At 67.7% G+C, this 12,249-nt stretch carries 13 protein-coding genes; 9 read left to right on the top strand and 4 right to left on the bottom strand.

The window, feature by feature from the left end; all coding sequences use genetic code 11:
- Positions 1–39 precede the first annotated feature (39 nt).
- Genes EV653_RS39000 through EV653_RS38990 form a run of 3 tightly spaced genes read right to left on the bottom strand, consistent with a single transcriptional unit; the run spans position 40 to position 1,693 of the window.
- Positions 40–522, bottom strand: a complete 483-nt coding sequence (locus EV653_RS39000; RefSeq protein ID WP_134111362.1) for an NUDIX hydrolase — start codon at positions 520–522, stop codon at positions 40–42.
- Positions 492–1,373 carry a class I SAM-dependent methyltransferase gene (locus EV653_RS38995; protein WP_134111361.1) on the bottom strand — a complete coding sequence of 294 codons (882 nt, stop codon included), beginning with the start codon at positions 1,371–1,373 and terminating at the stop codon, positions 492–494. Before EV653_RS38995 ends, EV653_RS39000 begins: the two co-directional genes overlap by 31 nt.
- Positions 1,370–1,693: a hypothetical protein gene (locus EV653_RS38990; RefSeq protein ID WP_202872036.1), complete on the bottom strand. Its 324-nt coding sequence runs from the start codon at positions 1,691–1,693 to the stop codon at positions 1,370–1,372. The genes EV653_RS38995 and EV653_RS38990 overlap by 4 nt, the downstream gene beginning before the upstream one ends.
- 49 nt (positions 1,694–1,742) lie before the next feature.
- On the opposite strand from EV653_RS38990, the gene nucS reads away from it, so the two are divergent.
- The 3 genes from nucS to glmS all read left to right on the top strand — a co-directional run bounded on the left by nucS (position 1,743) and on the right by glmS (position 4,625).
- The gene (gene nucS / locus EV653_RS38985; protein ID WP_134111360.1) at positions 1,743–2,402 is read left to right on the top strand and encodes an endonuclease NucS; all 660 of its coding nucleotides are present in this window, start codon (positions 1,743–1,745) and stop codon (positions 2,400–2,402) included.
- 78 nt (positions 2,403–2,480) lie between these two features.
- Positions 2,481–2,765 (top strand): hypothetical protein, encoded by a 285-nt coding sequence (locus EV653_RS38980; RefSeq protein WP_238151128.1) that lies wholly within the window; start codon positions 2,481–2,483, stop codon positions 2,763–2,765.
- Positions 2,766–2,804: 39 nt separating this feature from the next.
- Positions 2,805–4,625 (top strand): glutamine--fructose-6-phosphate transaminase (isomerizing), encoded by a 1,821-nt coding sequence (glmS, locus tag EV653_RS38975; RefSeq protein WP_134111359.1) that lies wholly within the window; start codon positions 2,805–2,807, stop codon positions 4,623–4,625.
- Positions 4,626–4,745: 120 nt separating this feature from the next.
- Here glmS and glsA read toward each other — a convergent pair whose 3' ends face one another.
- The gene (gene glsA, locus EV653_RS38970; RefSeq protein ID WP_134111358.1) at positions 4,746–6,182 is read right to left on the bottom strand and encodes a glutaminase A; all 1,437 of its coding nucleotides are present in this window, start codon (positions 6,180–6,182) and stop codon (positions 4,746–4,748) included.
- Between the two features lie 157 nt (positions 6,183–6,339).
- Here glsA and EV653_RS38965 point away from each other — a divergent pair, with 157 nt between their 5' ends.
- The 6 genes from EV653_RS38965 to EV653_RS38940 all read left to right on the top strand — a co-directional run bounded on the left by EV653_RS38965 (position 6,340) and on the right by EV653_RS38940 (position 12,224).
- Positions 6,340–7,458: an L-talarate/galactarate dehydratase gene (locus tag EV653_RS38965; protein ID WP_134111357.1), complete on the top strand. Its 1,119-nt coding sequence runs from the start codon at positions 6,340–6,342 to the stop codon at positions 7,456–7,458.
- The gene (locus EV653_RS38960; RefSeq protein ID WP_134111356.1) at positions 7,455–8,138 is read left to right on the top strand and encodes a FadR/GntR family transcriptional regulator; all 684 of its coding nucleotides are present in this window, start codon (positions 7,455–7,457) and stop codon (positions 8,136–8,138) included. Before EV653_RS38965 ends, EV653_RS38960 begins: the two co-directional genes overlap by 4 nt.
- Before the next feature lie 87 nt (positions 8,139–8,225).
- Positions 8,226–9,104: a LysR family transcriptional regulator gene (locus tag EV653_RS38955; protein WP_134111355.1), complete on the top strand. Its 879-nt coding sequence runs from the start codon at positions 8,226–8,228 to the stop codon at positions 9,102–9,104.
- 52 nt (positions 9,105–9,156) lie between these two features.
- Complete coding sequence (kdgD, locus tag EV653_RS38950) at positions 9,157–10,083, top strand: 5-dehydro-4-deoxyglucarate dehydratase (RefSeq protein WP_134111354.1); 927 nt, start codon at positions 9,157–9,159, stop codon at positions 10,081–10,083.
- On the top strand, positions 10,080–11,399 hold the full coding sequence (locus tag EV653_RS38945) for an enolase C-terminal domain-like protein (protein ID WP_134111353.1): 1,320 nt from the start codon (positions 10,080–10,082) through the stop codon (positions 11,397–11,399). Before kdgD ends, EV653_RS38945 begins: the two co-directional genes overlap by 4 nt.
- Positions 11,400–12,224: a M55 family metallopeptidase gene (locus EV653_RS38940; RefSeq protein ID WP_134111352.1), complete on the top strand. Its 825-nt coding sequence runs from the start codon at positions 11,400–11,402 to the stop codon at positions 12,222–12,224. It abuts the gene before it with no gap.
- Positions 12,225–12,249: the final 25 nt, after the last annotated feature.

Here is a 12,249-nt window from a genome sequence, read left to right as displayed (position 1 = left end):
GTGGTCCGCCCATGAGTTGCATCACCGGCGAGGCCAACCTCACACGTTCTCGTCGTACACGACCGGGGTCTCCATCCAGCCGTCCAGCAACCAGAGCGGATCCGGGGCTGCCACGAGCGCCGCCGTGATCGGCCGTGGCCGGAGGTCCAGCCCGGCGAGCTCGGGCAAGGGCAGCCAGACCGCGCGGTAACTGCCCCGCTCCGACTCGGCCGGGCTCGTCATCTCAGGACCGTCGCCGGTGCCGAACTCGCCGCCGATGACGTCCGCGCAGAAGTAGTGCTGCGTACTGTCGCCGAAGTGCACGACCGCGACAACGCTGCGGATCTTCACCAGCAGCCCGAGCTCCTCGTAGATCTCGCGCCGCGCGGTCTCGGCCGGGCTCTCGCCTTCTTCGACCTGACCGCCGGGCAGAACGTAGTACGTCCTGCCGTCCCGGACGCGTTCGATCGCGGCGATCCCCTGGTCGGTGAGCAGTACGACGCCCGCCCGGATCATGCGCGCGTCGCCAGCACGTAGAACCACATCCCGAACTTGCCTTCGCCGCGATCAAGCCGCTGCACGTCCCAGCCGGCGTTCGTCAGCACCTGCCGCAACGCATCCTCCTGCCAGAGGACGAAGTGCCGCGGCAGATCCAGGTTGCGATCCGACCATTCCTCGCCCTTGCCTTCGCGCGTCGCGAACACCAGCACCGGGGCGGATCGCGCCGCCTTCCGCAGTACCTGGGCCAGGCCGGGGCGGTCGAAATGCAAGAACACCGCGTCCGCGAAGATCGCGTCGTACGGTCCGCCGAAGTCGTCGGTGAGCGCGTTCAACCGGTCGACGGCGTATCCGTCGGCCCGCATCATGTCGATGAACGCCTGCGTCGCGTCGGTGCGGCGTACGACGAAGCCGCGGCGTTCCAGCTCGAGCGCATCGCGCCCGGTCCCGCTGCCGATCTCGAGCACCCGCGCGCCGGGGCCGACGCGCTCGGCGAGCAGATCGATCAACTGGTCGTTGGGCCCGGGCGGGATCGAGTCACGGAACTTCTCCGCCGCCATCTCGTACGCCGACAGTGTCACCTCGTTGTCGGTCGCCACCCGCGTCCAGCCGTCGCCGGTGTGCTCGACGGTCGCCGGAAGCTTGAGGCCGAGGTCCACGCCGAGCACGACGACGGTCTCCCCGCGGTGGAGGTCCGCAATCGACTGCAGTTCCTGGTCCGGCCGCTGCGTCAGCTCCGGTACGACGGTCAGCCGGACGCCGAGCCGCTCCGCCAGCCGCGATCCCGCGCTCGCCTCGAAAGGCCCGGCGTACACGTGAGCAACCCGCTCCCCGACCGCCGCCTCCTGCACGTCACCAGGCAGCAGCAGAATCCGCGCCGGACACATGAGATTCATCGGCTGACGTACTCCAATGCCTCGGCGGCGTACTCCGGCCAGGCCTCCGACTGCGCCAGCGGGATCACGACCCACTCCTTCATCGGCCGGCCCATCCCGGGGTCGAACGGCTCGGCGCCGGGCAGCGCGAGCGCCTTCTCCCGCGGTTCCGGCGGCAGCTTGAACGTCATGGCGTCGCCGAACATCCCCGCGAGCACCTTCTTGCCGACCTTGAGACAGGGCATACCGAACATGCTGCCCCGGACCACTCCGGCCGACTCCAGTCCGGCGGCCACGACGTCGTACGCGGCGACTGCCTGATCGCTGACCTTCGGCATCATGCTCACCACCCTCCCACTACCGGCGGTCCGTGCACTACGGTGCTTTCTCGTGCGCTTGGTGATTGCTACTTGTTCTGTCGACTACTCGGGGCGGCTGACGGCTCATCTGCCGATGGCGCCGCGGCTGCTGATGGTGAAGGCGGACGGATCCGTGCTGATCCACGCCGACGGCGGGTCGTACAAACCGCTGAACTGGATGTCGCCGCCGTGCAAGCTGACCGAGGAAGAGGGGGTCTGGAGCGTCACCAACAAGGCTGGTGAGGAGCTCCGGATCACGCTCGAGGAGGTGCACAGCGACACGTCGTACGAGCTCGGGATCGACCCCGGGCTGATCAAGGACGGCGTCGAGGCGCACCTGCAGGAACTGCTGGCCGAGCACGTCCAGACCTTCGGCGAGGGCTGGACGCTGGTACGCCGCGAGTACCCGACCGCGATCGGGCCGGTCGACCTGCTGTGCCGCGACGCCGAGGGCAAGCACGTCGCCGTCGAGATCAAACGCCGCGGCGAGATCGACGGCGTCGAGCAACTCACTCGCTACGTGGAGCTCCTCAACCGCGACCCGTTGTTGGCTCCGGTCCGCGGTATCTTCGCCGCCCAGCTCATCAAGCCCCAGGCCCAGTTCCTGGCCACCGACCGGGGCCTCGAATGCGTCACCGTCGACTACGACGCCCTCCGCGGGATGGAATCCGACGTACTCCGGCTCTTCTAACTCCTGACAAAACAGGAAATTTGCCCGATTTCGGGCAGAAGCTTTGCAGTGACCTCGAAAACACTGCATGGTGGTCGGGTGATCAGTGAGGCGGCGGCTGTGGAGCCGGTGGACGAGCTGGCCGATCAGGTCAGCCGGACGACCGGACTGTCGGCGGATGTCGCGCGGCGCGTGGTCGCCGACGTACTGGCCTATTTCACCGAGACGACCGAGGAGTACGTCCGGCGCCGGCACCGTGAGTTGCAGACCTACGGCGCCCGCAACGACGAGATCTTCGCCCGCCTCGGCACCGAGCTCCGGCACTGGCCGGTCCGCTCACCCGAACTCTCCGCCCGGCAGCTCCGACGGATCGTCTACGGCTGACCGGGCCGCTCAACCGAACCTACGAAGGGGCACCACTACATGTGCGGAATCGTCGGGTACGTCGGCACCAAGCCGGCCGCGCCCATCCTGGTGGACGGACTGGCCCGGCTCGAGTACCGGGGCTACGACTCGGCGGGTGTCGCCGTACTGGGGTCCAGCGAGCTGAAGGTGCACAAGGACGCGGGTCGCGTCCGTGAGCTGGAGGCGTCGCTGCCGAAGCGGTTCGGCGGCAAGCTCGGCATCGGCCACACGCGCTGGGCGACCCACGGCGGTCCGAGCAAGGACAACGCACACCCGCACGCCAGCGGCAACGAGCGGATCGCCGTCGTCCACAACGGCATCTTCGACAACGCCGGCGCGCTGCGCACCCAGCTCGAGGACGCGGGCGTCAAGCTGCGGTCCGAGACCGACACCGAGGTCCTCGCGCACCTGATCGAGCAGTCGGACGGCGCCACCCTCGAGGACAAGGTGATGGCCGCGCTGCGCCGGATCGAGGGCACGTACGGCATCGCCGTCATCGACCTCGACTTCCCGGACCGGATCGTGGTCGCCCGCAACGGCAGCCCGCTGATCCTCGGCATCGGCGACGGCGAGATGCACGTGGCCTCCGACGCGGCCGCGCTGATCCGCTACACCCGCCAGGTCGTGTACCTGGACGACGGCGAGATGGCGACCGTCCGCGCCGACGGCTACCGCACCTTCACCCAGGACGCGTCCCCGACCACGAAGACCGCGAAGACGGTCGAGTGGGAGGCCGACGAGTACGAGCGCGGTCTGCACGAGCACTTCATGATGAAGGAGATCCACGAGCAGCCGGACGCGGTCGGCCGGGTCATTCGTGGTCGCCTGGACGAGCGCTTCCACACCGTGCACCTCGGCGGTCTGAACATGGACGCCCGCGAGGCGCGCGAGATCAAGCGGGTCAAGATCCTCGGCTGCGGTTCGGCGTACTACGCGGGTCAGATGGGCGCGCAGTTCATCGAGGAGGTCGCGCGGATCCCCGCCGACGCCGAGCCCGCGTCGGAGTTCCGGTACCGCAACCCGGTCGTCGAGCGCGACACGCTGTACGTCGCCGTCTCGCAGTCCGGTGAAACCCTCGACACGCTGGTCGCGGTGCAGGAGCTGAAGCGTAAGGGCGGTCGCGTGATCGGCCTGGTGAACGCGGTCGGCTCGAGCATCGCCCGCGAGGTCGACGGCGGTGTGTACCTGCACGCCGGTCCGGAGGTCTCGGTCGCGTCGACGAAGGCGCTGACGAACATGGCGGTCGGGTTCGCGATGCTCGGCATCCACCTCGGCCGGATCCGCGACGTCTCCCCCGCCGACGGCCGCCGGCTGATCGACGGCCTGAAGAAGCTGCCGGAGCACATTGGCGCGATCGTCGCGCAGGAAGAGGAACTGGCCAAGATCGCCGGCCGGCTCGCCAAGCACGAATCGCTGTTCTTCGTCGGCCGGACCCGTGGTTACCCCGTCGCGCGGGAGGGCGCGCAGAAGCTCAAGGAGATCTCGTACCGGCACGCCGAGGCGTACCAGACCTCCGAGCTGAAGCACGGTCCGCTCGCGCTGATCTCCCCGGACGTGCCGACCGTCGCGATCGTCCCCGACGACGAGCTGCTCGACCGCAACATCGGCGCGCTGCACGAGATCGGCGCACGGTCAGGTCCGCTGTACGTCGTCACCCACCCGGGCGTCGACGTACCGGACGGGGTCGCGGCGAAGATCGTCGTACCGAAGAACGAGCCCGAACTCGACCCGATCCTGCTGACGATCCCGCTCCAGATCATCGCGTACTACGCAGCCGTAGCCCTCGGCCACGACGTCGACAAGCCCCGCAACCTGGCCAAGTCAGTCACCGTCGAGTAAACCTGCGGATCCCCAGCTCATCACAACTGCAACCCACTGCCCCCGCCAGGCTCAACGCGGCGGGGGCAGCTGCATTCTGATGGCCTGCAGATCCGCTCTGATGGCCGGCGCGGTCTGCGGTCAGAGCTGCCGGGTCGGCGCGGTGTGGCGGGTCGCCGCAGCGGCCGCCCGGTCGGTGTCGGTGGTGCGGGCCGCGCCCGCACCACCACTTCCAGGTCTGGCCACACCGCCCAGTGCACGTTCGGCGGCGCTTGCCAGTTCGGCCCGCTTGTCGGCCTCGTTCAGTTGCCCGGGCCGCGCGATGACTGCATCGCGGACGCGCTCGGCACCCACGCGGTACGGATGGAGGCCGAACTCGTTGACAAAGCGTTTGCAGACCTCGACCCCGCGGACCGAGTTGCCAGTCGCGTCGAGGCGGGGCGAGTACGTCACCACCGCCAGCCCTTTCGACGGCACCACCATCATGACGTTGCCGGAGACACCGCTCTTGGCCGGCAACCCGACCTGGTCGGAGAATTGCCCGGAGCCGTCGTACATGCCGCTGTGTCCCATCACGGCCAGCACACGTCCAGCGGTCTCCGGAGAGAACACGCGCCGGCCGCTCGGGGCGATTCCGCCGTTCGCGAGCGTCGCACCAGCCTTGGCCAACTGCTCGGCGTCCATGGTGAGCGAGCAGACCATGGTGTAGAACTCGACGGCGTCCTCCGGAGCACGCCGATCGTTCGGCCGGGCACCTCTCAGCTTGCCGGCCTGCATGAGCCCGTTCGCGAACCTGACGTTCCCGAATCCCGTGTCGCGCTCGGCCAGGAATGTCGCACCGTGCAACTGCGGTCGTTTACCCGTCATCGCCGCCCAGGTGTCCCGGACGGTGGTGAACCGGTCCGACTGGTCCTTGCCGGTATCGACCAGCGCGAGGGTACCGATCGCTCCGGCGTTGATCATCGGGTTGCGCGGCCTGCCATCCGTGCCCAGCGACAGATGCGGATCGTTGAACGGGCCGCCGCTCTGCTCCTGGCCGACCCAGCGATGTACTTCGTCCGGCCCGAGCTGTTCCAGCGCGATCGCATAGTTGAACGGCTTCGACGTCGACTGGACGCTGAACTCGTCCGCCGTGTCGCCGATCGAGAACACCTGCCCGTCCGCAGTACAGATCGCGATCCCGAACCGCTCCGGATCGGCGTCCCGCAACGTCGGGATGTAGTCGGCGACGTTCCCGTCCAGGTTCGACAGCAGGTCGTCGTGCATCGCCTTGATGCTGCGCACGTACTCCTGGAACTCGTCCGGAGGCACAGCCAGCTCGCCCGCCAGCGCCCGAAACACCACGCCGTCGCCGTGCTGAGCGATCTCGGCGTACTGCCGGAAGTCGATCTCCACCGGCTGGATGTCGATCCCCACCGGACGGCCGACGTCCGCGAGCGCGGTCCGGACCCGCGGATCGTCGGGCTGGATCCCCGCCTGTCCCAGCTTCGCGAGCAGTTCCCAGGCCCAGATCCGGCCGTTGTCGTCCTTGTCCACCGCCGTGAACGTCCGCAGGAGCTCCGGCTCCGACACATCCATCGCGACTTCCTTCCCCAGGCAGATCTGGTCACGCGACGACGTTGTCCGCGAGAGAGCAGCCTCGCCGACTGGTGTTTCCGCCTGAGTCACCTGGTGTTACGAAGGTGTCAATCGAGGCTCTTGTTGGACAAGTTGACAACTTGTACGATCACTGGCCATGGATCGCATCCGCGAGGTGAAGCTGTCGTCCGTGGTTCTTCCGCTCGACCAGCCGATCAGCGACGCAAAGGTGCTGACCGGGCGGCAGCGGCCGATGACCGAGATCGTCTTCCTGTTCGCGGAGATAGCGAGTGAGCAGGAGCAGCACGGGATCGGCTTCAGCTACTCCAAGCGGGCCGGCGGTCCGGCGCAGTACGCGCATGCGAAGGAGATCGCGGCGGGGCTGATCGGCGAGGACCCGTCGGACATCGGCAAGGTGTACGACAAGTTGCTCTGGGCCGGCGCATCGGTCGGCCGATCCGGCGTCGCGACGCAGGCGATCGCGGCCATCGACATCGCGCTCTGGGATCTGAAGGCGAAGCGGGCCGATCTCCCGCTGGCCAAGCTGCTCGGCGCGCACCGGGACTCGGTCCGCGCGTACAACACGTCCGGCGGCTTCCTGCACGCGCCGATCGAGGAGGTCCAGGAACGCGCCTCGAAATCGCTGGCCGACGGCATCGGCGGGATCAAGATCAAGGTCGGTCAGCCCGACACCCGCATCGACCTCGAACGGGTCCGAGCCGTCCGCGAGCACCTCGGCGACGACGTACCGCTGATGGTCGACGCGAACCAGCAGTGGGACCGCCCGACCGCGCTGCGCTTCGGTCGTGTGCTGGAGGAGTTCAACCTGGTGTGGATCGAGGAGCCGCTCGACGCGTACGACGCCGTCGGACATGCGGAGCTGGCCGCAGCGCTGGACACTCCGATCGCGACGGGTGAAATGTTGTCGAGCGTCGGTGAACACGTCCGGCTGATCGAGGCCCGGGCGGCCGACATCATCCAGCCGGACGCACCACGGATCGGCGGCATCACGCCGTTCCTCAAGCTGGCAACGCTTGCCGACCACAACGGTCTTCAGCTGGCTCCGCACTTCGCGATGGAGATCCACCTGCACCTCGCGGCCGCGTATCCGCGCGAACCTTGGGTCGAGCATTTCGAGTGGCTGAATCCCTTGTTCAACGAGCGTCTGGAGACGGTCGACGGCCGCATGCTCGTGCCGGACCGGCCCGGCCTCGGCTTCACGACCAGCGAACAGTGCGCGCGGTGGACGGTCGACAGTTGCGAGTTCCGGCGATGAGCGGTTTGGCATACCAAATCGTCGAGGAACTGAAGCAACGGATTCTCAGCGGAGAGATCACTCCTGGTGAGAAGCTGCCAGGCGAGAACAGCCTGGTGGAAGAGTTCGGCGTCAGCCGGACTGTCGTGCGTGAAGCCGTCTCCCGGCTGCAGGCGGCCGGTCTCGTGGAGACGTTCCAGGGCCGTGGCTCTTTCGTGCTGGAGGTTCCGGAGCGTACGTCGGGACTGCGCGAGGTGCGATCGCACCGCGACGTGCTGGAGCTGATGGACTTCCGGATCGGCGTGGAGAGTGAGGCAGCCGGGCTGGCAGCGGGCCGACGTTCGGTATACCAACTGAAGGGGATCGAGCGGGCGCTGGACGAGTACCGGCGGATCGGGGACGATCCGGCGCGGTCGGTGGATGCGGACTTCGCGTTCCACCTGAAGGTAGCGGTTGCTTCAGGCAACCGTTTCTACTCCGACCTGATCGGCGAGCTCGGACCGATGATGATCATGCTGCCGCGGACGCGACTCGATCCGGCGTACGAGATGTCCGACCCGGACCACCTGGCCCGGGTGATCCACGAGCACGAGAACATCCACGCGGCGATCGAACACGCCGACCCCGAGGCGGCGCGTGCGGCGATGCGGGTCCATCTCTCGAGCACACGCCATCGGCTGCTGACCCACCAGCCCGGATAGCGCCCGGGACTGCCAGCGAGCGATGCGGGAAGCCTGATCATGCGTGTTCAAGGCCGATTGGGCAGCGAGTGATACCTTTCGGGAATCATGTTCTCGCTCGATCAACTGAGCGCCTTCGTCGCCGTCGCCGAGGAACTGCACTTCGGCCGGGCCGCGGAACGGCTGAACATGACGCAGCCGCCGCTGAGCCGGCAGGTACAGAAGCTCGAACGCGCCGTCGGGGCGCGATTGCTGGAACGCGACAACCGCAAGGTCGAGCTCACTGAGGCCGGCCAGGCTTTCCTGGTCGAGGCTCGCCGGCTACTCGCGCTGGTCGAGACCGCGGGTGATCTCGCGCGGCGCGTCGACCAGGGCGCGGCGGGGACGCTGCGACTCGGCTTCACCGCGACTTCGGCGATTCGCACACTCGGTCCGCTGCTACGTCGGATGTCGGAGGAACTGCCCGACGTCGACGTCATCCTGCACGAGCGGGTGACGCCTGCTCAGCTCGACGGCCTCCTACGTGGCGAGCTCGATCTCGGTCTGGGCCGGCCGCCGTTCGACAGCGACGTACTGGACTCGCGGGTGGTGGACCGCGAGCCGCTGTGTGCTGTTGTCCCCGGCAACCATCGACTGGCGGCGCTCGGGCGGCCGCTGTCCGCAGGCGACTTCGCCGGTGAGCGGGTGATCAGCTATTCGCCGACGCAGGCACGCTACTTCCACGAACTGACGGTCCGGTTCCTCGCCGAGTCGCATCCGCGGATCGAACAGCGGGTGCAGCAGATCCTGACGGTGATCCTGCTGGTCGCGGCCGGCCGTGGTGTCGCGCTCGTCCCGGCGTCGGCCCGCAGCCTCGGCGTCGAGGGCGTGACGTACTGCGACCTCGAGGGCGCCGGCGACCCGGTCGAGTTGCACGCGATCTGGCGGCGGGACGCGACCAGTCCGGTCCTGCGACGGGTGCTCACGATGCTCCCAGAGCATCACTAGATCCAAAATCGATCTTGGACAGGTATCCACGAGTCTTCTTACGCTGACGAGCGTGACCCATCACTCCTCCCGCTACTCCCCCGGTGAACTCGCCGCGCAACTGAAGACCGGGCTGCTCTCGTTCCCCGTGACGCATTTCCACCCGGATCTGAGCTTCAACGAGGCCGGGTACCGCGAGCACCTGTCCTGGCTGAGCCAGTACGACGTCGCAGGTCTGTTCGCCGCAGGCGGTACGGGAGAGGGTTTCTCGTTGACCACAGCCGAGATCGACACCGTCGTACGAGCTGCTGTGTCCGAGGTGAACGGCCGAGTTCCGGTGATCGCGCCGGCCACCGGCGGTACAGCGACTGCGATCGCGGGAGCGCAGGCGGCCGAGTCCGCTGGGGCGGACGGGATCCTGCTGCTTCCGCCGTACCTGACCGAGGCGGGGCAGGCCGGTTTGGTCGAGCACGTGTCGGCGGTCTGCCGAAGCACGAGCCTCGGCGTGACCGTGTACAGCCGAGCGAACGCGATCCTGAACGACGCGTCGGTCGCCGCGCTCACGGAGCGGAATCCGAACCTTGTCTGCCTCAAGGACGGCGTCGGCAACATCGAGATGATGACCCGGACGTACGCGCGGGTGGGCGAGCGGCTCACGTACATCGGCGGGCTGCCGACGGCCGAGACGTTCGCGCTGCCGCTGCTGCAGCTCGGGTACAGCACGTACTCGTCGGCGATCTTCAACTTCGTGCCCGAGTTCGCGCTCGGCTTCTATGCAGACGTGGTCGCCCAGGACCGTACTTCGGTCTACCAAAAGCTCAACGAGTTCGTCCTGCCGTACCTGGACATCCGCGACCGGACGAAGGGGTATGCCGTTTCGATCGTGAAGGCCGGCGTGAACGCGATCGGGCGGTCCGCCGGGCCGGTGCGGCCGCCGTTGCAGGATCTGACCGAAGACGAGCTCGCGCTGCTGACCGAGTTGATCGGGAAGGTCAAATGACGCCGACTGTCACGTCTGTCGAGGTCGTGCCGGTGGCCGGCCACGACAGCATGCTGCTCAACCTGAGCGGCGCGCACGGGCCGTTCTTCACGCGCAACGTGGTGATCGTGACCGACAGCTCGGGCAACACGGGGCTGGGCGAGGTGCCTGGCGGCGAGAAGATCGCATCCACCATCCGCGACGCTGCACCGCTGCTCGTCGGCCACTCGTTGGCCACGCATCGGCACCTGCTCCGCAACGTCTCCACCACCTTCGCGGGCCGGGACAGCGAGGGCCGCGGATCGCAGACCTTCGACCTGCGCACGACGGTTCATGCGGTGACGGGGCTCGAGTCGGCGCTGCTCGACCTCCTCGGCCAGCACCTTGGTATACCAATCGCCGAACTGCTTGGGGACGGCCAGCAACGCAGTGCGGTCCCAGTGCTGGGCTACTTGTTCTACGTCGGGGATGCAGCGCGGACTGCTCTGCCGTACGTGACTGATGGCGGCGACGACGCTTGGGCGCAGCTGAGGCGGCGCCCGGCACTCACCCAAGAGGACGTCGTTGCCTTGGCGGAGGCTGCTCAGGAGCGCTACGGGTTCGCGGACTTCAAGTTGAAGGGCGGCGTCTTCGACGCGCAGGTCGAGATCGACGCGGTCCGCGCGTTGCACGAACGGTTCCCGGAGGCGCGGATCACGGTTGACCCGAACGGCGCATGGTCGGTCCGCGAAGCCATCGCAGTCTGCTCGGGGCTGGACGATGTACTCGCGTACGTCGAGGACCCATGTGGTGCCGAGCCTGGGTTCTCCGGGCGGGAGACGATGGCCGAGTTCAAGCGGCATACCGGACTGCGTACGGCGACCAACATGATCGCGACCGACTGGCGCGAACTGGCACACGCGATCCGGATGGACGCGGTCGACATCCCCCTGGCCGACCCCCACTTCTGGACGATGGCCGGATCGGTACGGGTCGCGCAGCTCTGCAACGACTTCGGGCTGACCTGGGGTTCGCACTCGAACAACCACTTCGACATCTCGCTGGCGATGTTCACGCAGGTCGGCGCGGCCGCGCCCGGCGACATCACCGCACTCGACACGCACTGGATCTGGCAGGACGGTCAGGCCCTGACCAAGGAACCGTTGCGGATCGTCGGCGGCGAGATCGCCGTACCCACGCGCCCCGGTCTCGGCGTGGAGCTCGACCGCGACGCATTGGATGCCGCGCACGAGCTGTACCTGCAGCACGGACTCGGCGCACGCAACGACGCGATCGCGATGCAGTACCTGATGAAGGACTGGACCTTCGACCCGAAACGGCCCTGTATGGTGCGCTAGATGAGGGTCTTCTTGTCAACGGACATGGAGGGTACGGCGGGCGTCGTCGACTGGAGTCAGTGTCGGGGGCCGGGTCAGGAGTACGAGTACTACCGGGGTCAACTCCAGGCGGAGGTCAACGCCGCGATCGACGGCGCGATGGCCGCGGGCGGCACGGAGTTCCTGGTCAACGACTCGCACTCGACCATGCAGAACCTGCGTCCCGACGAGCTGCACGGCCGCGCGAGCTACCTGTCGGGGAAGCACAAGCCGCTGTACATGATGGAGGGACTTGACGATTCGTACGACGCGGCGTTCTTCGTCTCGTACCACGGGTCGGCCGGGTCGACGGGTTCCGTCCTGCACCACACGTACAACCCGCGCGCGATCGCCGAAGTACGCCTCAACGGCTCGATCACGGGTGAGGCCGGCATCAACGCGCTGGTAGCGCTCGCGCACGGCGTTCCCGTCGTACTGATCTCGGGCGACCGGGTGACGATCGACGAGGCGCAGCCGTTCTGCCCGGACATCGAGTCGGTCGTCGTGAAGGATTCGATCTCGCACAACGCGGCACTGTCGGTCCATCCGGAGCGGGCCCGCGAGCTGATCCACGACGGCGCCCGGCGCGCGCTGGCGCGGCTGAGCGACATCAGGCCGCCGAGCATCACGCTGCCGGCCGAGCTGACCGTCCGGTTCCACAGCCGGGCGTTCGCCGAGCTGGCCTGCGCACTGCGCAACGTCGAACGCCGCGAGGACAAGGTCGTTGCTCTGCGCAACGATGATCCGCTGCAGCTCTACAAGACCTTCATCGCCACCGTGCTGCTGAGCCGCGGGGTGAGTGAGTAGCCGGACGTTCAACCGCTGGTGCGCA

It is taken from the genome of Kribbella pratensis (genome assembly GCF_004365355.1).
Lineage (GTDB): Bacteria > Actinomycetota > Actinomycetes > Propionibacteriales > Kribbellaceae > Kribbella.
The sequence above is the reverse complement of the archived record's forward strand: the minus strand, read 5'-3'. Positions and strand labels throughout refer to the sequence as shown.